Annotated in this window: 26 protein-coding genes, 17 tRNA genes and 1 pseudogene; 9 read left to right on the top strand and 35 right to left on the bottom strand. The window is 25.8% G+C overall.

Features of this window, described 5'->3' with window-relative positions; translation table 11 throughout:
- Positions 1 to 272: 272 nt before the first annotated feature.
- The 14 genes and pseudogenes from rpsI to OMES3154_RS01020 form a co-directional block, all read right to left on the bottom strand.
- Positions 273 to 668 (bottom strand): 30S ribosomal protein S9, encoded by a 396-nt coding sequence (rpsI, locus tag OMES3154_RS01090; RefSeq protein ID WP_156682991.1) that lies wholly within the window; start codon positions 666 to 668, stop codon positions 273 to 275.
- A gap of 15 nt (positions 669 to 683) precedes the next feature.
- Positions 684 to 1,118: a 50S ribosomal protein L13 gene (rplM, locus tag OMES3154_RS01085; protein ID WP_156682990.1), complete on the bottom strand. Its 435-nt coding sequence runs from the start codon at positions 1,116 to 1,118 to the stop codon at positions 684 to 686.
- 327 nt (positions 1,119 to 1,445) lie between these two features.
- Positions 1,446 to 1,703: a hypothetical protein gene (locus tag OMES3154_RS01080; RefSeq protein ID WP_156682989.1), complete on the bottom strand. Its 258-nt coding sequence runs from the start codon at positions 1,701 to 1,703 to the stop codon at positions 1,446 to 1,448.
- A gap of 70 nt (positions 1,704 to 1,773) precedes the next feature.
- Positions 1,774 to 2,043, bottom strand: coding sequence for a hypothetical protein (locus OMES3154_RS01075; protein ID WP_156682988.1), 270 nt, complete (start codon positions 2,041 to 2,043; stop codon positions 1,774 to 1,776).
- Between the two features lie 173 nt (positions 2,044 to 2,216).
- Positions 2,217 to 4,310: pseudogene (locus tag OMES3154_RS06505) on the bottom strand (DNA topoisomerase).
- 44 nt (positions 4,311 to 4,354) lie between these two features.
- Complete coding sequence (locus OMES3154_RS01060; RefSeq protein ID WP_156682985.1) at positions 4,355 to 4,807, bottom strand: hypothetical protein; 453 nt, start codon at positions 4,805 to 4,807, stop codon at positions 4,355 to 4,357.
- A 9-nt stretch (positions 4,808 to 4,816) separates the two neighbouring features.
- Positions 4,817 to 5,104, bottom strand: coding sequence for a hypothetical protein (locus OMES3154_RS01055; protein WP_156682984.1), 288 nt, complete (start codon positions 5,102 to 5,104; stop codon positions 4,817 to 4,819).
- Positions 5,097 to 5,561 (bottom strand): signal peptidase I, encoded by a 465-nt coding sequence (gene lepB / locus OMES3154_RS01050; RefSeq protein ID WP_156682983.1) that lies wholly within the window; start codon positions 5,559 to 5,561, stop codon positions 5,097 to 5,099. Before lepB ends, OMES3154_RS01055 begins: the two co-directional genes overlap by 8 nt.
- Positions 5,562 to 5,581: 20 nt before the next feature.
- Positions 5,582 to 6,622, bottom strand: a complete 1,041-nt coding sequence (locus OMES3154_RS01045) for a hypothetical protein (RefSeq protein WP_156682982.1) — start codon at positions 6,620 to 6,622, stop codon at positions 5,582 to 5,584.
- Between the two features lie 536 nt (positions 6,623 to 7,158).
- Entirely contained in the window at positions 7,159 to 7,356 is a 198-nt protein-coding gene (locus tag OMES3154_RS01040) for a hypothetical protein (protein ID WP_156682981.1), read from the bottom strand.
- 21 nt (positions 7,357 to 7,377) lie between these two features.
- Entirely contained in the window at positions 7,378 to 8,079 is a 702-nt protein-coding gene (locus OMES3154_RS01035; protein ID WP_156682980.1) for a Fic family protein, read from the bottom strand.
- Between the two features lie 126 nt (positions 8,080 to 8,205).
- On the bottom strand, positions 8,206 to 9,093 hold the full coding sequence (locus OMES3154_RS01030) for a type IV secretion system protein (RefSeq protein WP_156682979.1): 888 nt from the start codon (positions 9,091 to 9,093) through the stop codon (positions 8,206 to 8,208).
- 134 nt (positions 9,094 to 9,227) lie between these two features.
- Positions 9,228 to 10,091 carry an IS3 family transposase gene (locus OMES3154_RS01025; protein WP_231679278.1) on the bottom strand — a complete coding sequence of 288 codons (864 nt, stop codon included), beginning with the start codon at positions 10,089 to 10,091 and terminating at the stop codon, positions 9,228 to 9,230.
- Positions 10,088 to 10,750 (bottom strand): transposase, encoded by a 663-nt coding sequence (locus tag OMES3154_RS01020; RefSeq protein ID WP_156682977.1) that lies wholly within the window; start codon positions 10,748 to 10,750, stop codon positions 10,088 to 10,090. Before OMES3154_RS01020 ends, OMES3154_RS01025 begins: the two co-directional genes overlap by 4 nt.
- A 92-nt stretch (positions 10,751 to 10,842) precedes the next feature.
- Here OMES3154_RS01020 and OMES3154_RS01015 point away from each other — a divergent pair, with 92 nt between their 5' ends.
- Positions 10,843 to 12,090, top strand: coding sequence for an IS256 family transposase (locus OMES3154_RS01015; protein ID WP_156682976.1), 1,248 nt, complete (start codon positions 10,843 to 10,845; stop codon positions 12,088 to 12,090).
- A gap of 276 nt (positions 12,091 to 12,366) precedes the next feature.
- On the opposite strand, the gene rplS is transcribed toward OMES3154_RS01015, so the two are convergent.
- From rplS to OMES3154_RS00925, 18 genes are all read right to left on the bottom strand, one after another.
- Entirely contained in the window at positions 12,367 to 12,717 is a 351-nt protein-coding gene (gene rplS / locus OMES3154_RS01010) for a 50S ribosomal protein L19 (RefSeq protein WP_156682975.1), read from the bottom strand.
- A 147-nt stretch (positions 12,718 to 12,864) separates the two neighbouring features.
- Positions 12,865 to 12,939: transfer RNA gene (locus OMES3154_RS01005), tRNA-Glu, on the bottom strand.
- A gap of 12 nt (positions 12,940 to 12,951) precedes the next feature.
- Positions 12,952 to 13,029: transfer RNA gene (locus OMES3154_RS01000), tRNA-Met, on the bottom strand.
- A 3-nt stretch (positions 13,030 to 13,032) separates the two neighbouring features.
- Positions 13,033 to 13,109: transfer RNA gene (locus tag OMES3154_RS00995), tRNA-Arg, on the bottom strand.
- Positions 13,110 to 13,130: 21 nt separating this feature from the next.
- Positions 13,131 to 13,206 (bottom strand) — tRNA-Lys (locus OMES3154_RS00990).
- A 12-nt stretch (positions 13,207 to 13,218) separates the two neighbouring features.
- Positions 13,219 to 13,294, bottom strand: a tRNA-Lys gene (locus tag OMES3154_RS00985).
- Positions 13,295 to 13,298: 4 nt separating this feature from the next.
- Positions 13,299 to 13,374 (bottom strand) — tRNA-Gly (locus OMES3154_RS00980).
- Positions 13,375 to 13,388: 14 nt separating this feature from the next.
- Positions 13,389 to 13,465, bottom strand: a tRNA-Met gene (locus OMES3154_RS00975).
- 4 nt (positions 13,466 to 13,469) lie between these two features.
- Positions 13,470 to 13,555: transfer RNA gene (locus OMES3154_RS00970), tRNA-Leu, on the bottom strand.
- Positions 13,556 to 13,576: 21 nt separating this feature from the next.
- Positions 13,577 to 13,652 (bottom strand) — tRNA-Phe (locus OMES3154_RS00965).
- 6 nt (positions 13,653 to 13,658) lie between these two features.
- Positions 13,659 to 13,748, bottom strand: a tRNA-Ser gene (locus OMES3154_RS00960).
- Positions 13,749 to 13,782: 34 nt separating this feature from the next.
- Positions 13,783 to 13,857, bottom strand: a tRNA-Glu gene (locus OMES3154_RS00955).
- A 12-nt stretch (positions 13,858 to 13,869) separates the two neighbouring features.
- Positions 13,870 to 13,947 (bottom strand) — tRNA-Met (locus OMES3154_RS00950).
- Positions 13,948 to 13,950: 3 nt separating this feature from the next.
- Positions 13,951 to 14,027: transfer RNA gene (locus OMES3154_RS00945), tRNA-Arg, on the bottom strand.
- A gap of 27 nt (positions 14,028 to 14,054) precedes the next feature.
- Positions 14,055 to 14,130 (bottom strand) — tRNA-Lys (locus OMES3154_RS00940).
- 4 nt (positions 14,131 to 14,134) lie between these two features.
- Positions 14,135 to 14,210 (bottom strand) — tRNA-Gly (locus OMES3154_RS00935).
- A 14-nt stretch (positions 14,211 to 14,224) separates the two neighbouring features.
- Positions 14,225 to 14,301: transfer RNA gene (locus tag OMES3154_RS00930), tRNA-Met, on the bottom strand.
- 4 nt (positions 14,302 to 14,305) lie between these two features.
- Positions 14,306 to 14,391, bottom strand: a tRNA-Leu gene (locus OMES3154_RS00925).
- Positions 14,392 to 14,641: 250 nt separating this feature from the next.
- On the opposite strand from OMES3154_RS00925, the gene OMES3154_RS00920 reads away from it, so the two are divergent.
- From OMES3154_RS00920 to uraA, 8 genes are all read left to right on the top strand, one after another.
- The gene (locus OMES3154_RS00920; RefSeq protein ID WP_156682974.1) at positions 14,642 to 15,574 is read left to right on the top strand and encodes a hypothetical protein; all 933 of its coding nucleotides are present in this window, start codon (positions 14,642 to 14,644) and stop codon (positions 15,572 to 15,574) included.
- Complete coding sequence (locus OMES3154_RS00915; RefSeq protein WP_156682973.1) at positions 15,571 to 15,795, top strand: hypothetical protein; 225 nt, start codon at positions 15,571 to 15,573, stop codon at positions 15,793 to 15,795. Before OMES3154_RS00920 ends, OMES3154_RS00915 begins: the two co-directional genes overlap by 4 nt.
- A gap of 131 nt (positions 15,796 to 15,926) precedes the next feature.
- A complete protein-coding gene (locus OMES3154_RS00910; protein ID WP_156682972.1) occupies positions 15,927 to 16,910 on the top strand; it encodes a GspE/PulE family protein in 984 nt (327 codons plus the stop codon).
- Positions 16,888 to 17,502 (top strand): HAD-IB family phosphatase, encoded by a 615-nt coding sequence (locus tag OMES3154_RS00905; protein WP_156682971.1) that lies wholly within the window; start codon positions 16,888 to 16,890, stop codon positions 17,500 to 17,502. The genes OMES3154_RS00910 and OMES3154_RS00905 overlap by 23 nt, the downstream gene beginning before the upstream one ends.
- Positions 17,493 to 18,215 (top strand): tRNA pseudouridine(38-40) synthase TruA, encoded by a 723-nt coding sequence (truA, locus tag OMES3154_RS00900; protein ID WP_156682970.1) that lies wholly within the window; start codon positions 17,493 to 17,495, stop codon positions 18,213 to 18,215. The genes OMES3154_RS00905 and truA overlap by 10 nt, the downstream gene beginning before the upstream one ends.
- Entirely contained in the window at positions 18,208 to 18,657 is a 450-nt protein-coding gene (locus OMES3154_RS00895; RefSeq protein WP_156682969.1) for a GNAT family N-acetyltransferase, read from the top strand. Before truA ends, OMES3154_RS00895 begins: the two co-directional genes overlap by 8 nt.
- 8 nt (positions 18,658 to 18,665) lie before the next feature.
- Positions 18,666 to 19,271, top strand: coding sequence for a class I SAM-dependent methyltransferase (locus tag OMES3154_RS00890; RefSeq protein ID WP_156682968.1), 606 nt, complete (start codon positions 18,666 to 18,668; stop codon positions 19,269 to 19,271).
- 212 nt (positions 19,272 to 19,483) lie between these two features.
- Positions 19,484 to 20,743 (top strand): uracil permease, encoded by a 1,260-nt coding sequence (uraA, locus tag OMES3154_RS00885; protein WP_156682967.1) that lies wholly within the window; start codon positions 19,484 to 19,486, stop codon positions 20,741 to 20,743.
- Between the two features lie 16 nt (positions 20,744 to 20,759).
- On the opposite strand, the gene recG is transcribed toward uraA, so the two are convergent.
- Genes recG through OMES3154_RS00870 form a run of 3 tightly spaced genes read right to left on the bottom strand, consistent with a single transcriptional unit; the run spans position 20,760 to position 24,406 of the window.
- The gene (gene recG / locus OMES3154_RS00880; RefSeq protein ID WP_156682966.1) at positions 20,760 to 22,823 is read right to left on the bottom strand and encodes an ATP-dependent DNA helicase RecG; all 2,064 of its coding nucleotides are present in this window, start codon (positions 22,821 to 22,823) and stop codon (positions 20,760 to 20,762) included.
- Positions 22,816 to 23,409 carry an RdgB/HAM1 family non-canonical purine NTP pyrophosphatase gene (gene rdgB, locus OMES3154_RS00875; protein ID WP_156682965.1) on the bottom strand — a complete coding sequence of 198 codons (594 nt, stop codon included), beginning with the start codon at positions 23,407 to 23,409 and terminating at the stop codon, positions 22,816 to 22,818. Before rdgB ends, recG begins: the two co-directional genes overlap by 8 nt.
- Positions 23,381 to 24,406, bottom strand: a complete 1,026-nt coding sequence (locus tag OMES3154_RS00870) for a histidine phosphatase family protein (protein WP_156682964.1) — start codon at positions 24,404 to 24,406, stop codon at positions 23,381 to 23,383. Before OMES3154_RS00870 ends, rdgB begins: the two co-directional genes overlap by 29 nt.
- Positions 24,407 to 24,413 lie beyond the last annotated feature (7 nt).

The raw sequence follows: 24,413 nt of genomic DNA, 5'->3' as shown, positions 1-24,413 counted from the left end.
TTTTATTTTATAAAATTTATCCATTTCTGTAACCCATTTGTAGGGAGTTTGTAGGGAGTTTGTAACCCATTTGTAGGGAGTTTGTAGGCAACACTATCATTTTTGAAAATTATATGTTTTACTAATAATAAAAAAATTTACAATCTTTTAAAAACTAAAAAAATGCTCTAAACCTTGTTTTATAAGGCTTAGAGCATATATTTTCTTTATACAAATTTTCATATAATTTTGTTTTGTATGATAGAAATTTAATTTTACTGATAGTAAAAATTCTATCTCTTTGAGAATTGTGGGCTTCTTCTTGCTTTTCTCTTCCCGTATTTCTTTCTTTCTACCATTCTTGAATCTCTTGTTAAGAATCCAGCTTCTTTTAATGCTGCTCTGTATTCAACATCAGCTTCTAATAATGCTCTTGATACTCCGTGTCTAATAGCTCCTGCTTGTCCACTATTTCCACCACCAAAAACATTAACTATAACTTTAAATTTACCTAATGTTTCTGTTAATTCTAATGGTTGTTCAACTATTTTAGCTAAGATTTCTCTTCCTTCAAAATAGTTTCTCATATCTTGACCATTAATTTCAATTCCTGTTTCCCCTGGTATTAATCTTACTCTTGCAACAGATGTTTTTCTTCTACCTGTTCCTAAATATTGTATTTTACTCATTAAATTTCCCTCCTACTATTTGTCTAATTTTTCTGGTTTTTGTGCAGCGTGATCATGATTTTCACCAACAAATAATTTTAATCTAGTTATTTGTTGATTTCCTAATTTATTCTTAGGTAACATTCTTTGAACAGCTTTTCTTAAAACCTCAGTAGGCTTCTTATCTAACATTTCTTCTAAGCTTCTAACTTTTAATCCACCAGGGTATCCGCTGTGTCTGTAATATTTTTTATCAGTCATTTTTTTACCTGTTACAGCTATTTTATCAACGTTAGTAACAACTACATAATCTCCTCCGTCAACGTGTGGAGTGTAAGTAGCTTTATCTTTACCCATTAATTTAACAGCTATCTCAACAGCTAATTTTCCTAATACTTTTCCAGTAGCATCAACTTCATACCAGTCTCTTTTAACTTCTTCTTTTTTTTGTATAAATGTGTATTTATTCACGTTTAATCCTCCTAAATTTTTTTTGTGAATAACGGTCCTTTGTGGGAAAGGCTCTTTAATTATTATAAACCTAATGTAAAGGCTTTGTCAATAGAATTTACAATTTTAAATTTATCATATTTAAAATAGCCAAGGGCTATTCCTTATATTTAATTGTCTTTTTGTTATCTTTGATTTGGCACATATCTATCTAATATACTCTCAATAGGTACAGCTTGACCTTGAATCCATTCAAATGGTTTTATCAATATTCTATATTCTGCTGGTGTTTTTGCCTCTTTAATGTATTGTTTATATGAATAAGTAAATGCTCATATCCAACCTGCTTTAACTATAAGCTTTAAATTTTTTTTGTATAATTTCATCAGCTTCATCAATATTTTTATAATATTCTCTAACTTGATTTACATAATATACTCCAAAATATGTTAAAGCTATGTTATCATATCTTAATTTATTTTCTTTTGAAATTATTTGTTCTAGATTTTCATTAAACTTTTCATCAATTTCTTCCAATAATGTTAAATATTCTCTAACACCTATCCATATTTTAGAATCTTCATCAGTATTTGAATCATTATACAAAGTAGGTGTTGCAAATTCATATAATTTACTTTAATCATACTTTACATTTTTATATACTTCTTCTTTAATATCATACATATTTTTCATCTTCAATTCTTTTTAAAACACTAGAAGCTAAATCTAATTTCCCATTAGCTTCATGTAATTTTTCAAAAGAATCATATTCAGAACCAAATATATTTCTATATATTTTCGTAACTTCATCATCTAAAATTAAAAGTATCTTTTTATTTGTTTCACTTATTTCATTTTCCAGAAAAAATCTATAAAAATCAGCTAATATACCTGAACTTTTTTCTCTTAAAACTTCTTTTTCTAATGTTATTTTATAGTCTAACATACCTTCTCTCCTTTGTATCCTAATTAACATCAAATCCATTCTCTAACTGTATTTAGTGTAGCATTTTTACGAGTTTTTTTCAAGATTTTCATATAATAAAACCTAATGTTTTCAAGGTTTATAGCTCTTTTCATTTTTTAACATTAACCTAAAATTTACTTTTTTTAATTCATTTATTTTTCTTTAGCTAAATTTAGCCATTTACCATTTAAAATCAATTTAAATTTAGCTTTATATTCTTGTCCTGATTTACTTTTTAATTTAATATCTATTGATTTTCCTTTAAATAAATTTTCAGCCTGTTTTTTAGTTATATTAATTTCTTGATCAAAATACTGATATTTTTTAGAAAGTATTCTACTTTCATTTTCAAATATTCCTTTAAAAAAAACACCATTTTTAGAATTTATTTCTACTACTTCTCCTGGTAATAATTCTTTTTTTTCAATTTCTTTCATTTTAAAATTTTGTGATTGACTAATTATATTTCTTATATTATTTAATACTTCATTAGTTAAATCTTTAGCTTCTTTTTTATTTTCTTTTATATCTTCTTGGATAACATACCATAAAGCTGTATTATCAATAGACTTTGCTTCATATGGTAATTTACTATAAAATTCTCTTGCTTTTGCTGTTGAAATAATATTTTTACCATTTAATTCAAGGTAACCTGAATTAATTAAATTGTCAATGATACTATCTCTAGTGGCAGGAGTTCCTATACTCCCATTTTCCCCTTTTTTATCTTTATCTTTTTCTTTCATTAATTTTTTTATATTTTCATCTTGTACATATTTTGCAACTGATGTCATATCTTTCAAAAGTGTTCCTGGTGTATATCTAGGTTTAGGCTTTGATTCATTTTTCTTCAATTCTAAATTTTTTATTTTATAAATAAAATCATTTTCTATGTTATCAATTTCTTTATTATCATCTAATTTAGAATTTTCTAATTCTTTATACCCTAATTTAACTAATTTCTTATTATTTGCTGTAAATTTGATTAATTCATCTATTATAGCAGTTTTATACTCTTCACTCTCTAATTTAGTTTGTATGTACTCTGCAGCTTCTGTAAATTACATTAAATATCTATTAGTAATCATTTTATATATATCTTTTTCTTTTTCACTTAATTTATTAAAATCAAAATTTGATTTTGTTGGTATTATCCCATGATGTGCTGTAATTTTACTATCATCAAATGCTTTAGATTTGATAGATAGATTAATACAAGATGTATTTATATTTAATTTTCTTTTTACAATTTCAATTATTTCAGGTGCTTCAGTAAAATTTTCTTCACCTAAATATTGACAATCTGATCTATTATATGTTATAGCCTTGTATTTTTCTCTTAAATTTTGTGTAATTTCCATTGTTTCTTTTGGTGAATACCCTAAAATTTTATTAGCTTCACTTTGTAGCTCTGCTAAATTAAATGGTAATGGTGCATATTCTTTTATAATTTCTTTTTTTACATACACATTAAATTCACTAAAATTATTTAAAACTTCATTTTTAATGTTTTCAGCTATATTTTCATCTTCAATTTTTTCTTTAGGATTAAATGATAATTTAATATTTTCACTATTATCAATTTCAAAATTATAATAAAATATTTTTTTATGATTTTCTATTTCCAAATCTCTATTAATTACAAGTCCTAAAGTTGGAGTTTGCACTCTTCCAACAGTAATTTTTGTTCCACCTTTTAGAGTAAAAAATCTACTTAAATTTATCCCAAATGTATAATCAGCAACAGCTCTTGCATAAGCACTCTTTCCAATAGCTTTATAGTTTTTATTATCTTCTAGCTTATTAAATGCTTTTATTATGTATTCTGCATTATTATCATTTATTAAAACTCTTAATTCTTTACCTTTATAATTAAAATATTCTAAAATTTCATCAATTAAATACTGTCCTTCATCATCAGGATCTCCTGCATTTATAACCTCATCAGCTTGTTTTAAAAATTGCTTTATTTGTTTTAGTCTATTTTTTTTATAATCTTGACTATCTTCTACATGCTCCCAATTTTCAAAATATATAGGTAAATCTTCTAAACTCCATTTTTTTAAATTTTCATTATACTCTTCAGGATCTTTTAATCTTAACATATGTCCAAATACCCATGTTATAGTGTATTCTCCAACTTCTACTCCCCCTGTAATTTTATTTATATTTTTATTATCTCTTTGTGATAATGCTTCAGCAATTGCTTGCCCTAATTCTGGTTTTTCTGCTATTATTAATTTCATTTCTCCTTCTTTCCCACTCTATATTAAATATAGAGTGGTATATATTATTTAAATAATTCATATTCAGAATTTTCCTGATCTTTAGCTACTTTTTTTATAAAAGGGCTTTCTTTTTTTTCTGTCATGTCAGGTTTATAAATATCTCTACCTTTTTTTATTTCTTCTCTATTACTCATTCCATCATTATCATAATCTTTATCTAATTCAATTTCTTTATTATTTGGAATAACAATTTTATTTAAAAATTCTTTATTACTTTTTAAATCAGAAAAAAATTCTTTTACTTCATTAATTGATTTAATTAATTCTTCTTTTTCTTTATCTTCAGAAAAAAGTGTATTTCTTGATGTTTTTAATTTTTCTAATGCTTGATCTAATTGCTTTATTTTACTATCTAATCTTTTAATAAAATATTCTTCAGCTTTTTCTTGTCTATTAAGCCCTTGTAAATTTCCACCAGCATAATTTATATCTATTGTATTTTGTCCATTATCCATAAAATCCTCCTATTTTTTTAATTCTTCATTTCTTAATTTAATAAAATTTTCTCCAATTTTAATTAATTTGTTTTTTTGCTCTTGTGTTAAATTAAATGGTGTAGATGAAATAATTAATCCTATTAAAAATTCTTCACTTTCTTCCATTAAATCTAATCTTTCAAAAATTGTACCTTTAACAATTAATGCATGATCTCTTTCTTTTTTATTTTGCTTTTTAATATTTTCTTTTTCTAATAAAGCTTTTCTTTTAGCTTTTAAAATTTTTATATATAATTTTTCTAAATTTTTATTCATATTTCCATACACTTTTAGCTTTATATACAATGTCTTTTTTATTTATTACTCCATAATATCTACTATCTAAAGATGTATCATTTTCACCTAAAACAAAATATTCATTATCTTTTAAAGTATATTTACCTTTAATTTTTACTGGAATATCATAAATAATATTATTAATTAGTTTATTATTTATATAAACTTTACTATTTTTTATTTCTATAATATCTCCCTTAACACCTTTAATTTTTTTTAAAGATAATAACTCTTTCAAATTATCAGGTTCATATTTTTTATATTCTTTAGGTTCTTTTAAAACAACATAATCTTCTAATTTATATTCTTTATCAAAATTAATAATGTAATAAATTCCAACAGGAACACTATTACTTACATTAATTCTAAATTTATAAAAAATAATAGCTAATCCTAAAAAAATATAAATAGTAATATTTCTTAATTTTTTTAACATTGTATTTTTTATCCTTTCAATTAAAACTCTATATTAATTTTTCTAATTAAATCTAATACTACCCATATTAAAATACAAAATACTATAAAATTTGAATTTAATATATCAGTAATGGTAATTCCATTTTCATTCATTGTTTCAAAAACTTCTAATGTCCTACTTCTTTTCAAAGCTACCATTCCTAAAATAAGAAATATATTAATACTAGATATTTTAATTATAAAATTAACTAACAATGATAATATTTTACTTATACTATAAATAGGTTTTGTTTGATCTGCCAATCCTAATGGTAGTAAAATAGTTGATAAACTTATTGCTACAATAAATGTTAATAATAATTTAAAAATATCAAACATAATAGCAAAAAATGCTATTAACACCATTAAAATTAATATTAAAAGAAATATTGTGGCTGCTAGTCCAGTTCCAAAGCTTTTAATAGTTATTAATGGGTGCCATAAATTAAAATACCATACTTTACCTACCATATCCCAAATATATGCAATAATTTCTTGTGAATATGTCCATATTCCAGTTAAAGGCTCTAATGTATCATTTCCTGTAAATGCTTTTACTATTGCATAAGCAATATTAAGAGATTCTTTTATTAATTTCCCATTAAATATTAATCTTACAGTCAAAACATAAATTGTAAATGTTAAAAAATTTTTAATTAGTATTTTTACTATATCTATTAATACTCTTCCATTTGCATATGCAAATGCAATTTCTAAAGTCATTTGTATTGTTGCAACTAAAATCATTATAGTTATTATAGTTGTTCCTAAATTAGATTTATCAATAGAAGATCTAATTGTATTAGAATAGTCATCGGCAACAGTATCAAAATTTACTTTTTTACTAGCTTCAAAAACAATGGTTGGGTGATTATCTCTCCAATTATTTTCTAATTCTTTAACTTGTTTAGTATATTCATCTGCATTTATTATTTGAGTTTTAACTTCATTTTTTATGTTATCTTTGTTTCTTTCAACAGAAAAAGATATTATATTAATAAATAAACACAAAAATATAATTATTTTCTTTATATTTGTCATATAAACCTCCTTTCTAAAAAAAGAAAAAGAGACCCTACTCATCAGCTCGCTGGCTGACAAATAAAATCTCTTTCTACCGTTTTATTAAGTATAAATTTTATTTAATATCCCTTTTATTTTTTAAAAGGTTCAGTTCTCTATACTCCTTTTTTGAATCTTAAAATAACTTTTTATTCATTATTTTATTTTTTTAGATAAATCTATTTTCGTTTTATGTTAAAAAATAGCTAGTATAAAAAACTTTTATTCAATTGTTAATATTTTTTATTTTACTGGTATTCCTGTACCATTTCTCCATTCATATGGTGTTAACCATAAATAATGTACATCTTCTTGCATTTCTACAATAGCTCTTCTATACTCATCTGGTGTTTCTGCTTGTTTTAAAAATTGTTTATATGAATATACAAATTTTTCTTCAGCTTCTTGTGTTGTTAAATAATCTATATTTTCTTGTATTATTCTATCTCCTTGTTTTTTCTTAGGAACAAATTCCTCATCAACTTTATAAATATATGTAATTCTATAATAAGAAATTAAAATATTATCAAATCTAATTTTATCTTTTTTACTAATTTTTTATATTCAGGAATTACTTTAGTTATATCTTCATTTCTTTGACTGTATATTGTTGGTGTATCATAATCATATAACTTACTTTCAATATATTTAGGATTAGCTGCTAATCCTATTGTAGAAGCAATCAATAACATTGATACTAAAAATTTTTTCATATATACCACTCTCTTTCTATATTATCTATCATGATTTTCTTTAAAATTATTATAGAAATTTTTTATTCTTTCATTTTCAATTTTTTGTAATTCTATACACCATTTAGCAAAATCTTTTCCATTCTCATTTTGTAAAAAATTAATATATTTCCATTTATCATTTACAGGAATAACAAAAAAATCTAAATTTTCTTGAATACATTGCTCTATCATAATAATTCTTCCTGTTCTTCCATTCCCATCAGAAAAAGGATGTATTCTTTCAAAATCTATATGTGATTTTAAAATAATTTCAAGTTTTTCAGTATTTGTTTTAGCTATTTTTATTCTATAATTATAATTATCTAACCATTCTTTTAAAACATATGGAATTTGATAAGCTGGTGTAGTTTCAAATGTTGCTCCTATTATACTATTATTAGACTTTTTAAATTTACCATTATCATCTCTTATATTATCCATTATTAAATAATGAAATTTCTTTATTTTTTCAATTGAAAATTCATCTTTATTATTAAAAATATAATTAAATGTCTTTTCATAATTTTTAACTTCATAATATTCTCTTTCATTCATGGTTTTGGGTATAACTTTATGCAATAATATTGAAATTGTTTCTGCTTGTGTTAATGTATTACCTTCAATTGCTGTAGAATTATGTGCCATTCTAACTAATAAATCTTGAAAATATTCTTCTGTTAATAATTTATTTAAATTATTCATTTTTATTCTCCTTTACCACTCTATATTAAATATAGAGTGGCATTTAATTTATATATAAATTATACCATAAAATCCTATTTTTTTTCAACTTTTTTATTAGCTATAACCCTTTATTTTATTAGGTTTTTATATATTTTTCCCTTTTACATAATCTGAATATTTACCATCAGCCTTATTCTTTTTATCTTTCTTATAAAGAGTATCTGCTTCTTCATGTTTTTGCATAGATTCTTTAGCTTTTTTTAAGTTTTCCATCTTTTGATTTTTTCTAATTTCATTAAATTTACTCATATCAAAAGTCCCATTTTCATTTTTAGCATTTTTATAAGCACTATATATATCTTTTGCAGTATTATTTTTTATATAATCACTTTCTTTTGTTACTCTATCTTCATTTAATGATTTAAAATTATCTTTAACTTCATTTTTATCATGAGATAATTGCTCTTTAGCTGTATTAAAAGCACCAGTAACAGTATTTTTACCTAAATCAAAGATATTTTGTTCTCCTGTTGCAAAATTTGTAGTATTTCTTATTCCACCACCAATTTTACTTCCTAATTTAGAAATTCTTGTGCTTCTAACAGCATTAGCCCCTTTACTAGCACCTTCTTTCATTGAATTTACAATACCTTTAAAGTTTTTTACTCCTCCAGCTTTAGCAGATAATCCACCTTTTATAGCTCCTGTCATTGCACCACTACCAGATCTATTTGCAAAAGTTCCATTTGCTAATGCAGCTCCAATTTCTCTACTTTGTGAAATTAAAAATGCTCCTAAACCTAATTGAAAAATATAAATAAATCCATCTCCAACATAAATTACTTTATTAGCTGTAAATTTAACTGTTTCTAAAAGTTGTATTGTTACCCCACTTAATACAAGTGCAACCAATAATTTAGCACCTGCAGCGATAACAGCAGAAAAAACTTTTTGTCCGAATGGTTTAGTATTTTCAAAAACTAAAAATGGCAATAATAAAATACCTAATCCAGAAGTAGTAATAAATTCAATGGAGAGTGCTGTAAAAAGTCTGTAATTTAGAAAATAAAAAAAATAACATTTGAATAAATCCTCTTATGGTATATAATTAAATAAGAACATGTACCAATAAACTAGACACAAAAGTGAAAAATCAAATTTATTAATTATATAAGGGAATTATTTCTAATAATATTAGGAGTAGTTCCCTTTAATGTTATTCTAGTTTCATTATAAAATTTAAAATAGTTTTCAATCTCTTTAATTGCTAGCTCCTTAGTTTTAAAATATTCTTTACATATTGGATTATACACAAATTCTGACTTAAATATTCCCCAAAAACTTTCAATAGGAGAATTATCAGGACAGTGACCTGGTCTTGACATACTATGCTTAATATTTCCTCTAATATGTTTAAATCCATATGAAGTATATTGATATCCTCTATCAGTTTGTATCATCAAATTATTATTATCTATATCTATATTTTCTTTTTCTATAACATCTTTTAAGTTAGTAAATACTAATTCATTATCATTTGTATTTCTAATTGAATAACCCAATAATTTTTTTGAATGTATATCAATTATTCCACTTATATATATCTTTCCTTCCGCTGTTTTTACCTCAGTTACATCAGTAGACCATTTTTGATTTTCTGCTTCTACTGTAAAATCTCTATTCATTAAATTCTCTGCTGTATATTCAGCAGCTGTTTTCTTAAATCTTTTCTTTTTAACCCTTATTACACATTCTATATTTAACTCTTTCATAATTCTTCTAATTTTTTTAGAATTATAGTTTGAATTTAGTCTTTTATTTACTTCTATAGTCATTCTATTTCTTCCGTATGTAGAAAAGACTTCTTTATCTATTTGCTTAATAGTTTCTTTTAATTCCTTATCTTTTTCATCTTTAGCATTATACTTTAAAAAGTTGTAATAAGTTGATCTATTTAATTCTAGTACTTCACACATATACTTAATATCATATTTATGCTTCAATGCCTCTATTGTTAAACATTTACTTATCTTCCCATTTTTTCTAACTCGTCCATAATTTCTTCGTTTTTTTTTAATATTTCTAATTCTGCCTTTAATCTTTCAATTTCAATATCTTTTAATTTAAGAAGGATTTCGTGTTTAGCTTCAACACTAGTATTATTATCTTTTAGTTTATCTTCTAAACTCTTCTCAAAATTATTTACCCAACGATAAATTGTAGGATAACTAACATAATATTTCTTGCAAATTTCTTTATAGTTTTTATTATTTTCAATGCATTCTTTAGTTATATTATATTTTTCTTGTTTAGTATATTTTTTAGATTTCATAGTATAAAATTCTCCTTTTGGATCATAATCCGTAAGTTCTTTATTACTATTATACAATTTTATACAATTATTTAAAACAGTTTTATTAATATTATATTCTATGATTATCTCATTTTTACTTTTACCAGATAAATATTCACATAAAATTTTTTGTTTAAATTCCTTAGTGTATGTAGAATTTCTTACCTTTTCTTCAAATACAGAACAACCATGTTTTTTATATAGATTAATACATTGTTTTACAGTAGTGCTATTAACATCATATTTAATAGCCAATTCACTTAGTTTCATTCCTTTTTCTCTATCTTTACATAATTGTATTTTTTCTTCTTTACTTAATTTTGCTTTTCTACCCATAAAAAAACATGCACCTTACCTTTCACAAAATTTCTCTCATTTTTGTGTCTAGTTTATCGGGACATGTTCTTATATCAAGGAGGATTTTTGTTATGGGAAGAACAAAAAAAGAGGTACATAAAATAGTGCCTACAGAAGGAAAAAGAGAAGTAGTAAAAGCACTACTTAATAATTATGATATTTCAAGTGTTAAAGATATAGAAGATGCACTTAAAGATTTATTAGGAAACACTTTAAAAGAAATGATGGAATCTGAAATGGATGAACATATTGGTTACGAAAAAAATAAACAAGATGATAATAGAGATAATTATCGTAATGGTTATAGATCAAAAAAAGTAAGAAGCTCATATGGAGAATTTGATGTAGAAGTTCCACAAGATAGAAACTCAACTTTTGAACCAGTAATAGTTCCAAAAAGGAAAAAAGACATATCTAGAGTTGAGGATTTAATAATAAAACTTTATGCAAGAGGAAATTCAACAAGAGATATATCTGAAACAATAGAGGAAATGTACGGATTTGATGTAGATGATACTTTTGTATCGAGAGTAACAGATAAAATTCTTCCTATAGCCGAAGAATGGAAAATAAGACCATTAAATAGTGTTTATCCAGTAATATTTATAGATGCTACAGTATTTAGTGTAAGACACGAAGGAAAAGTAAGTAAAAAAGCAGCCTATGTAATAATGGGGATAGATAAAGAAGGGTATAAAGATGTACTTTCAATAGAAATAGGAGATAGCGAAAGTTCTAAATTTTGGTTTGGAGTTTTAAATACATTAAAGGCTCGTGGAGTTAAAGATATACTTGTACTTTGTTCAGATAGGCTTACAGGTATTAAAGAAGCGATAGAGGCTGTATATCCTAATACAGACTGGCAAGGCTGCATAGTACATATGATAAGAAACACAGTAAAGTATGTAAGTTATAAAGATCTTAAAGAATTTACAAAAGATTTAAAAACAATATATAATTCAAATACAGAAGAAGAAGGATTAAAAAATTTAGATATTGTAAAGGATAAATGGGATAGTAAATATAAAGGATGTATGGATGGCTGGTATAATAATTGGGATAATATAGCACCAATGTTTTCATATAGCGAAGGATTTAGAAAGATTGTATATACAACAAATGCAATAGAATCACTAAATTCTCAATATAAGAGATTAAATAAATCAAGAACAGTATTTCCAAGTAAAGAATCATTATTTAAAGCACTATATTTATCAACAGAACAAATAACTAAAAAATGGAGAAGTCCAATATCAAATTGGGGTAAATACTATTTAGAAATGATAGCAATATTTGGAAGAGAAAGATTAGAATCTTAAAATTTTTAACTGTATAAAAAATAGAGATAAGCTAATAAACTTACCTCATATTTTCTGTACACAAATTTAGTACAATCAAAATAAAATATATCATAAGAGCATTAAAAAGCAAATTGTAATTTTTCAAAAATTTTAATGGAAAATTACAGACTTTTTACAGCACTCTCATTTATCTTTTTTTTTGCATAAATTAAAATAAAAAGGCTTTGCAATAAGTAGTTTAAAAACTACCTATTTGCAACAGCCCCAATATTGATTTTGCTGTATTTTAGATTCTTACTTTCTTATTTCTTTAATACGAGCTGCTTTACCAGAAAGTTCTCTTAGATAATATAATCTAGATCTTCTTACTTTACCAATTCTCTTAACTTCTATTTTATCTACAAGTGGTGAATTAAATGGTATTATTCTTTCAACTCCTACACCAGAAGAAACTTTTCTTACAGTGAAATTCTTTGAGATTCCTTCTCCAGAAATTCTAATTACTACACCTTCAAATACTTGGATTCTTTCTTTATTTCCTTCTTTAACTTTATAGCTAACAGAAATAGTGTCTCCAGATTTAAATTTAGGTAAATCTTTTACTAAATAAGATTTTTCTACTAATTCGATTAATTTTTCTTTCAAGAAATTACACTCCCTTCTTTATAAAGTGTTCATATATATATACTTATACTAGCGGAACACCTCGGTCTACTAGATATACTAGCATAATATTGTAAAAATTACAACACTTTCACAATATTTTAATAAAAAAAAACACAATTAAGTGTTTGGTAGGCTCTAGGAGAATTGAACTCCTGTTTCCGGGATGAAAACCCGATGTCCTAACCACTAGACGAAGAGCCCTTAAAATATTTATGGTGGATCCGACTGGGATCGAACCAGTGACCTCACGGTTATGAGCCGCGTGCTCTAACCAGACTGAGCTACGGATCCATATGGCGTGCCTGAAGAGATTCGAACTCCTGGCCCACAGCTTAGAAGGCTGTTGCTCTATCCTACTGAGCTACAGGCACACGTTTTATATATTTTTTAAGTGGTGGGTTATACTGGGATCGAACCAGTGACACCTTGATTAAGAGTCAAGTGCTCTACCGACTGAGCTAATAACCCATATAAAATAAATGGTGAGCCATACTGGAATCGAACCAGTGACACCTTGATTAAAAGTCAAGTGCTCTACCGACTGAGCTAATGGCTCACTTTGGAGCGGGAAACGAGGGTCGAACTCGCGACATTCAGCTTGGAAGGCTGACACTCTACCAACTGAGTTATTCCCGCATAAAGTGTTTTTTTGGTTGCGGAGACTGGATTTGAACCAATGACCTTCGGGTTATGAGCCCGACGAGCTACCAAGCTGCTCTACTCCGCGATAATGGTACCTTGGGCCGGACTTGAACCGGCACGGATATGCTCCACAGGATTTTAAGTCCTGTGCGTCTACCGATTTCGCCACCAAGGCATCTAATATTTAATTTTTTAGTGGTGCCCAGACACGGAATCGAACCATGGACACAAGGAGCTTCAATCCTTTGCTCTACCAACTGAGCTATCTGGGCATAAAATGGCGGGTTACCTGGGATTCGAACCCAGACGGCTGTTACACCTTCGCCGGTTTTCAAGACCGGTTCCTTAGCCAGTTCGGACAATAACCCTTTTATTTCTGAAAAAAAAACACAATTAAGTGTTTGGTAGGCTCTAGGAGAATTGAACTCCTGTTTCCGGGATGAAAACCCGATGTCCTAACCACTAGACGAAGAGCCCTTAAAATATTTATGGTGGATCCGACTGGGATCGAACCAGTGACCTCACGGTTATGAGCCGCGTGCTCTAACCAGACTGAGCTACGGATCCATATGGCGTGCCTGAAGAGATTCGAACTCCTGGCCCACAGCTTAGAAGGCTGTTGCTCTATCCTACTGAGCTACAGGCACACACCTATTTTAAAGATAATAATTAAATGGTGAGCCATACTGGAATCGAACCAGTGACACCTTGATTAAAAGTCAAGTGCTCTACCGACTGAGCTAATGGCTCACTTTGGAGCGGGAAACGAGGGTCGAACTCGCGACATTCAGCTTGGAAGGCTGACACTCTACCAACTGAGTTATTCCCGCATAAAGTGTTTTTTTGGTTGCGGAGACTGGATTTGAACCAATGACCTTCGGGTTATGAGCCCGACGAGCTACCAAGCTGCTCTACTCCGCGATAATGGTACCTTGGGCCGGACTTGAACCGGCACGGATATGCTCCACAGGATTTTAAGTCCTGTGCGTCTACCGATTTCGCCACCAAGGCACATTTCTCATGAACAAAAACAATTTTACACTAATTTAAGGCCTTTGTCAACACTTTTTTTAGAATTTTTTTATATTTTCTAAATTTCCTTATTTTTCAAGCTTTTTTTGCTTTTTTTTAGTAAAATAGATTAAAACATGATAAAGCTTTGATTTATATAAGTTTGAGCCTTGTTTTTATGGTTTTTATAGCTATTTAATAAGAAAAATAAAAAAATTTAAAATATATTTTTGTATATAATTTTAATGAAATGAAAAAGACTAACCTAAACATTAACAACTACAGTTCTATCGAAAACTACTTTATAGAATTTGATAGAAAAAATAAAAATTATTTGCATATTAGTAGCAAATTTATATTTTTTAAACTAAAAAAGGAATTAGAAAAAAGAAAAGTAAATTTTAGAATTACAGATCTAGTCTCCCTTTTTGAGAAAAACATGGAAATTTTGACTACTTTTAATTCAAAAAATCACAAAATTATACCATGCAATTCAAAAAAGGGCTTCAAAATTAAATATACATCATTTAAAAATTTTTCTATAAGTAATTTTAATAATCTTTCTGATGAAGATAAATTTAATACTATTTTTGATAATATAATTTTATCAAGTCCTAAGATAAATAAGGAAAAATATACTATATTTTTTAAAAACAAAAGGCAAGCAAATGAAAATTTCAGGTGTATAAAATACGTGAACCAAAAAAATTTAATTAAATTTAAGTATAATAGGAAATTAAAATCAAATATTAAATTTAATGTTAGAAAGAAAAAGAATGCGGATTTAAACATTATCGTTTTAGATTTAGAAATTGACGAACTAGAATATTTATTTAAGATAATTTCAGTAATTTTTAAAAATCACAAATTTAAAATATCAATTAGTAAAGATATTTATAAGTTAACAAAATATGATGAATCTACTATAAATATTTTTCTAACCTACGATTCTTCTATAATTACATATGGAGAATGGTTAAATGAGAATAGGCATATTTTATCAATTAAAAATTTACACAAGGATTTATATTCCTTATTATCAACCAATCCTAATATATTATTTTTATCAAAGAACACTAAACATCTAGTAATTTCGGATAAAAAAAGTATATATAATCAAAAAAGTTTTGTTTCTAATCGTATTAGCACATTTATAGATCTTTTAGAAAAGGGGGTGCAATGAGTTTTTATAGTTCTATGATAGTATGTTATAAAGGAACAGCGTTTAATAGAATAATGAATGTAATGAAAAAAGAAAAACTATTTAACGAAAATGTACTATTAGAGAATATAGAAAAAGTAATACCTTTAGACGAGGTATTATTAGATCATAAAAAAGAAGATATATTTGGAATCAACTTTAAAATAGCTTCTGATAGAATCCTTTTTTATATCTACATCTAGCTAGAAAACAATTGAATACACTTTTTAATGCAAAGATTTTGCATATAGCTGTTAATACACAGTCAAGCCACTAAAATGTGGCTTTTTTCTTTGGTATATGTTAATATATATTTACCCAAGACAGTTAAAAATTGAATATAATAGATATAGTAAATAGTATAATAGATGAAGCTATTTTAAAAAAAGCAAGTGATATACATATAAGTGATAAAGAAGGTGTATGCCATATTTCATATAGAATAGCTGGACTTCTAGAAAAACAAGACGATAACGAGTATAATGTATTACAAATTATAGCAAGAATAAAAATATTAGCTAAGATGAATGTTGCTGAAAAAAGGCTGCCACAAGATGGTAGAATAAGTTATAAAAATTATGATTTAAGAGTATCTTCAATGCCTAGTATACTAGGCGAGTTTATAGTAATTAGAATACTTAATTCTCTTTTAGAAGATACTAATTTAATAAGTCTAGGTTATAGCCATGAAGATGAAATTATTATAAAAAAAGCCCTACTCAAAAAAAACGGTCTTATTCTAATATGTGGTCCCACAGGTAGTGGTAAAACAACCACCTTATTATCCTTAACAAAGATGATAGAAAGTCACAGGAAAATAATTTCAATTGAAGATCCCGTTGAAAATAAGTTGGATAGCATTTCTCAAATTGAAGTTAATGAGGACATAGGACTCAGTTTTAATAAAATATTAAGATCTGTTTTAAGGTTAGATCCAGATGTTATCATTTTATCTGAAATAAGAGACGAAATAACAGCTAGCATAGCCATAAGAGCTTCTCTAACTGGTCATTTAGTAATTTCAACACTACATACTAACGATACTATTAGTGCCTTTAATAGACTAATAGATATGGGTATAAAAAAATATCTACTTCTAGACTCTATAATCCTAATTAGCGCACAAAAATTATTAACTAAAATCGATAATAAAAAGATTAAAAATCGTCTTTTAGTAAAGGAAATACTTCCTTTTGATGATGAGATAAAAAGTATTTTTAAAAATAATACACATAAAATAGATATTATAAAAAATTTAAAAAAATTAAATTTTAAAGAAATGGAGGAAGATCTAATTGAAAAATATAATAGTTTATGATTTTGATAAAACCATATACAAAAAAGAAACAAGCCTTTCTTTTTTATTTTTCTATATAAAAAAACACCCTCTGAGTATTTTTTTAATACTTAAATCTTTAATTAAAATATCTTTTCTATTTAATAAATTCTCATTAAAAAATGTAAAAAATATTTTTTTTGAATTTATAAAAAACAACAAAAATATAGACAAAGACATTAAAGATTTCTGGCAGTCTCAAGATAAATTTTTCTTTCCATATTTTTTTGAAGAAATAAAAGAAAATAAAAAAGAAGCCGATTATTTAGTTTTAATTTCTGCTTCTCCTGATTTTTTACTAAATAAAATATATAAAAAATTAGGTTTTGATGTGTTAATATCAACAAGATACGATAAAAATTACCATATTATAGGAGAAAACTGTAAAGGAGTTGAAAAAGTAAATAGATTAAATGAAGTATTTAAAGAATATAAAATGTTAAGCTTTTACTCTGATTCTTTATCTGATCTTCCTTTATATGATCTTTCTATAAATAAATTTTATATAAATAAAAATGGAGAAAAACATAAAGGTATCCCTAAAAAGAATGGCTTGGTAGATAAATGGAAATAAAAATTACATATTCATACGATGGAAGTCACTTTCATGGTATGCAAAGGCAAAAAAATAAAATAACAGTTCAAGGTGAAATTGAAAAAGTTTTAAAATCTGTATTTAATGAAGATATTCATCTAATATCATCGGGAAGAACAGATAGACATGTACACGCCCTAGCTCAAGTTTCTAGTTTTACAATAAAAAAAAATATACCACTAGAAGCTATTAAAAGGCAACTAAACTCTTCTTTATTTGGTAAAATTAGAGTAATCGATATAAAAGAAGTTAATGATTTTCACCCAAGATTTCACGCAAAAAAAAGAGTTTATGAATACAGATTTAAATTTATTGATGATATAAGTCCTTTTGAAGCAAGATATATAAGTGCTATAAGCTATAAAAATAAACTTGATTTAGAAAAAATAAATAAAAATCTTTCTATCTTTATAGGCATACATAACTTTAAATCTTTTTCAAAATTTGATAAAGACCAAAACTTATTTGTTCGTGAAATATATAATGCATACTGCTATATTGAAAACAATACCTATATAGCTATAATTGAAGGTAGTGGATTTTTAAAATCTCAAATAAGACTTATGATGGCTTCTTGCATATTTGAAGACGAAGAAAAAATAAGAAAAAGATTAAACCTAGAATTAGAAAGTATTCCAAAAAAAATAGTAAGTCCTTATGGACTATATTTAAAAGAGGTGATTTATGACTAATATAATAAAAAAATTAGATGCAAAAAAAGATAGAGATCTATTAGAAAAAATATATAAATATGAAGAAGATATATTTAAAAGTGCTGCCGTTGGACAATATAATATAGTTCCCTTTGCAAAATATGGAAATTGTTATGTAATATATAATGAAGCTGATATAATATCTGTTGTTGAAGTTATATATTCTTTAAATAATATTGCATATTTTTATGGGGTTTCTACTAATTTAAAATATAGACATCTTGGTTTTGCGACAAAATTAATTAATTTTGTACTAGAGGATTTTAAGAATAAAAATATAAAATCAATAGAACTTACAGTTTCAAAAGATAATGAAAATGCTATTAAATTGTACAAAAAATTTGGCTTTAAAATTTTTGAAACACTTGATAATGAATATTTTGATAACGAAAATAGATACCTGATGGTAAAAAATATATAAGGGGAATTATGGAACATTACTTTACAGAAAATCCAGATGTAATATCTAAAAAAAGAGAAATATCATATAACTTTAATAATATAAATTTTAAATTTATAACAGATAATGGCGTTTTTTCAAAAGCACATGTAGATACTGGTACTGAAATTTTAATTAAATCTTTTCTAAAATACAATGACCTAGACAAATTTTCTTTTTTAGATTTTGGTTGTGCTTATGGCGCTGTTGGTATAATTGTTGCTAAATTTTATGAAAATTCAAAAATAACATTTTTAGATATTAATAATAGAGCTCTTGACTTAGCGGCTGAAAATATAAAATTAAATAAAATTAAAAACAAAGTTAATTTAGTGCAAAGCGATATTTTATCAAATGCAGATGATACTTTTGATGTTATTTTACTAAATCCTCCAATAAGAGCTGGTAAAGAAACTATTTTTGAAATGTATAAAAAAAGTTACGAACATCTTAACAAAAACTCATACCTTTATGTTGTTATAATGACAAAACATGGTGCTAAATCAACAGAAAAAGAACTTCTAAATATATTTGATGAAGTTGTTTGTATAAATAAAGATAAAGGATATAGGGTTTACAAAGCCAAAAAACTATAACTTTACATTTATTTAAAATTTTTAAAAAAATATTTGACATCAAATAAAATTTTTGCTAATATATTAAAAATGATTAAGAAATGGAGTGATTTTTATGAAAAAATATACTAGATTAAAACCTAAAAATATCATTAAAAACATTTCATTTTATAATTTAAAATTTTAAAATAACTATTTTAGTTATTTTTTTTTGTAAAAATTTAGGAGGAATGATGAAACAAGAAAGAAAAATCATAGGTATTCAAGATAAAGTACCTTTTGGAAAACTTTTACCACTTAGTTTGCAACATACATTTGCCATGTTTGGAGCTTCTGTATTAGTACCAATTATTTTTGGAATTAGCCCATCTATCGTACTGTTTATGAATGGAATTGGAACATTACTATTTATTCTTATAACAAAAGCAAAAGCACCAGCTTATCTTGGTTCTAGCTTTGCCTTTTTAGGCCCTGCTGCTCTTATTATTAATAATAGTGCTTATGGTTATCCTTACGCATTAGGAGGATTTGTAATAGTAGGTCTTGTTGGTTGTTTATTATCATTTATTATAAAAAAATATGGAATATCATTTATAGATATTATACTACCACCTGCAGCTATGGGAGCTGTTGTTTCTCTAATAGGTTTTGAACTTGCTTTTATAACTATAACACCTGGTAAAATAGGAGCTGATTTATCTAATCCTCAAGGTAGAATAGTATTTGGAGTTACCCTTGTAACAGCAATACTAGGTTCAGTATTATTTAGAAAATTCTTTGCTACTATCCCTATTTTAATAGCTATGATAGTAGGTTATATAACATCAATTTACTTTGGCATGGTAGATATTGAACTAATTAAACAAGCAAGCTTATTTACTATACCACAATTTCAATTAGCTAAATTTAGTGCCATTCCAATACTTACAATACTTCCCGTTATATTCGTAATTTTAAGTGAACATGTAAGCCACCAAGCGGTTACAAGTAGCATTGTAGGAGTTAATTTATTAGAAGATCCAGGATTACATAAAACATTATTTGCAGATAACTTCTCAACAGCTTTAAGTGGTTTTTTTGGAGGAGTTCCTACAACAACTTATGGTGAAAATATAGGGGTAATGGCAATAACAAAGGTATATAGTGTTAGAGTTATAGCGGGAGCTGCCGTTATATCGATTCTAATGGCATTTATAGGCCCATTTGCAGCACTTATCAACTCAATACCAGGAAATGTAATAGGAGGGGTTACATTCTTATTATACGGTATGATAGGGACTTCTGGTATTAGATTATTAGTTGAGAAAAAAGTCGATTATAATAAATCAAGTAACTTAATACTAACTTCAGTAGTCTTTGTAGCAGGACTTAGTGGACTTACAGTAAATATCTTTGGAATAGAGTTAAAAGGAATGGTTCTAGCATCAATAGTTGCAATGATTATAAGTTTACTATTCTACTTATTTGATAAATTTAATCTTTTAAATGAATAATAAAATAAGAAGGTTACTAGCCTTCTTTTTTATTCTTCTTATATTCCATATCAAATAAAAGATATTCATTTTCAATATTTCCATTTTTTTCTTCTAAATACTTTTGTATAAAATCTTTAACTTCAGTAATTTCTTTAATATTTTCAACAATGTCTAATAACACTAAATCAGAAATTCCACTTTGTCTTGTCCCAAATATCTCACCAGAATTTCTTAACTTTAAATCTTCTTCAGAAATTACAAATCCATCTGTTGTTTTTTCTAATATAGATAATCTTTTTTCTGTTATTTCATTATTATTAGTAGCTTCTAGGAAACAATATCCATTTTGATTTGATCTTCCAACACGACCTCTTAATTGATGAAGTGAAGAGAGTCCAAATCTTTCTGCACTTTTTATTATCATAATATTTGCATTTGGGATATTTATTCCAACTTCAATTACACTAGTTGATACTAAAATATCATATTTTTTATCCTTAAAAGCATTTATTATCTCATCCTTTTCACTATTTTTTATTTTACCATGTAATAGTGCTACTTTAAATTCTGGAAAATCTTCTTTTATTTCTTCAAATATTTCCTCACTTGACTTTGCAGCTAGTTTTTCACTTTTTTCAATTAGTGGAGCAACCACATACATTTGAGTTCCTTCTTTTAACTTAGTTTTGCAAAATTTATTCATTTTTAATATATCTTCTTCATCTTTAATGTATTTTGTTTTTATTTTTTTTCTTCCAGATGGTAATTCATCTATAATACTAACATCTAAATCTCCATATATAGTTAGAGCAAGTGATCTTGGTATAGGAGTTGCACTCATATATATTACATTTGATATTTGAGATTTTTCTCTTAGCTTATTTCTTTGCTCAACCCCAAATCTATGTTGTTCGTCTATTATAGTTAGTGCTAGATTAGAAAAAACTATATCATCATTAATTAAAGAATGCGTTCCTATTAAAATATCAATTTTACCATCTTTTAAATCATTTAAAATTTCTTTTCTTTTTTTTGATTTAGTTGAACTTGTTAAAAGCTCTACTCTTATATTTAACTTTAAAAATTCGTTTATAATATTATTATAGTGTTGAATAGCTAGTATTTCTGTTGGTGCCATCATACATGTTTGATAGTTATTTTCAGCCATATATAGCATCATAATAAGGGCTACAATAGTTTTCCCACTTCCAACATCACCTTGTATAAGTCTATTTATTATCTTACCATTTCTTATTTCCTTATATATAGTTGTAATTACTTTTTTTTGCGCATTTGTTAGTTCAAAACTTAAACTAGCTAAATACTCTTTTACTAATTTTTTATTATCCTCTGTGAAATATAGCTTTTTATTGTTTTTATTTACTAAAAACTTATTTTTTAGTATATTAGCCTCTAAAACTATAATTTCTTCATAAGTAAATCTTCTTATTGATAAATTTAATAAATCATCATTTTCAGGAAAATGTATATTTGTTATTGCTTTATTTCTTGATATTATTTTATTATCATACAAAAAATCTAGTGGTATATTTTCTTGAAGTAAATAACCAAACTTATCTATTGAATCTTTTATAAGGCTTCTTAATTTATTTTGATTTATTCCCTTAGTTAGTGGATAAATTGGTTCTAAACTCATTTTTTTATTTAGTATGCTCTCATCTTTTGTCTTTTTGTAACTAGGATTTACCATTTGTATTCTACTACTTACCTTTGCCTTTGAACTTACTATAATTTCATCGCCTACTTTTATGCTTGAAAATATATATTTATTATTAAACCAAATAAGTTCTAATATGCCAGTATCATCTACTAAATTCATTGTAACCATTAGTTTTTTATTAAAAAGATACTTTCTATTTACTGATATTATTTTACCTTTTACAATAGCAGAATCATTATTTCTAAGATCTATTATTTTTTTATAAACAGCACTATTTTCATAAGATTTTGGGAAATAGTAAAATAAATCATATAGACTATTTATACCTAGTTTTTTTAGATTTTTAATATTAGCCTTTGTCATAGACTTTAATTTAATATCTTCTAATGAAGAAAATAAAAGATTATATTTACTCATTTATACCCATCTCAGTCTTTAGATACTTTTTAAATTTTTCAAAAGCTTTTGCTCTATGACTTACTGTATTTTTTTCTTTCTCTGTTGCATTTCCAAAACTTTTTCCAATTTCTTTATTGTAAAAGATTGGATCATATCCATGCCCGTTTGTACCTTCTATTTTTTCTGTTATTTCACCTTCTACAATTCCTTCAAATGTCATATATTCTCCATTTGGTTCGCATAAACATAAAACACATACAAACTTAGCTTTTCTATTTTCCTTGTTTTTACTATTTAACTCTTCTATTAAAGCCTTTTGTCTATTTTCATAAGAACCTAACTCACTTTTATATCTAGCTGTATATATTCCTGGTCCATTATCTAAAGCTTCTACACATAAGCCAGAATCATCTGATAATGTTGTCATATTATTTAACTTTGCTACTACACTTGCTTTTTTTAGTGCATTTTCAGAAAATGTAAGACCATCTTCTTCTATTTCAGGCATTACTGGTAAAATGAATTCTACACCAAGCCCTTTTACTAATTCATTAAATTCAGCTAATTTACCTTTATTAGTTGTTGCTAAAATTATTTTTTTCATCTAATTCTCCAACTTTTAATCTTTTTATAATTGGTTTATTAAAACCTATATTTCTAATATCTTCATAATGATAGAAAATATATAGCATTTCATATGTATTGTCATCATATATATTAAATAATAGTTTTGCTCCTATCGGATATTTTTCTATCATACATCTACTATCTATTCTTAAATCTACATTAAACATTTTTGTAATTGTTGCAATATTTGAATCATGCCCTACAAGACAAGTTAATCTATCACCACTATTTAGTTCTTCTAATAACATCTTGTATACATTATCGTCTGAAGATTCAATATATCTTCTATCAGCAAAAATAGCATCTAAAAACATATCTTTTGCTATTGATATGTACTTTATTTCATCTACAACATCTTCTACTTCTATTTTAAATATTTTATCTAAATCTACTCCTTCATAGTATTTTAAAACTGCAACATCAGCTAAGTCTGTTGCTTCCATTAAAGCTCCTTTTACTACTATATATCCCCTTTTATCAACAGATAATTTAGTAGAATTATTTTTTAATGTCCCATCTTTAAGGTCATAAAGTTTTTCTATTCTTTCATAAACAGGCATTAAAGATTTGTCAATCTCTTTTATTAATTCATGATTTAATAAATTTTCATCAAATACTAAAGTATTAAACCTTTTATCCAAGCTTTTAAAATCATTTGCTGCTCTATTTATTTTTTGTTCTTTATATGGTGTCATTGCAAGTGATAACGCTCTTGATGTTGTATAAGTTCTTTCTGTTGTATTACAATAGAATTTAATATCATCATTATCATTTATTTGCATGATATCTCTTAGGTTTTGACCAAATAAGTTTTCAATTAACATTCCCTTTTTAGTTAATACTCCCATTTCTTTTTTATCAAAATCCCAGTCAACTATATCTTTTCCATACTTTTCTATCATCTTTTCGTTTTTAAATAGAGGGTATCTTATACCGTGTCTACTAAAAAGTACTCTTTTTACTATTTTTTTCATTTTCCTC

Source organism: Oceanivirga miroungae (assembly GCF_902505095.1).
GTDB lineage: Bacteria > Fusobacteriota > Fusobacteriia > Fusobacteriales > Leptotrichiaceae > Oceanivirga > Oceanivirga miroungae.
The sequence above is the reverse complement of the archived record's forward strand: the minus strand, read 5'-3'. Positions and strand labels throughout refer to the sequence as shown.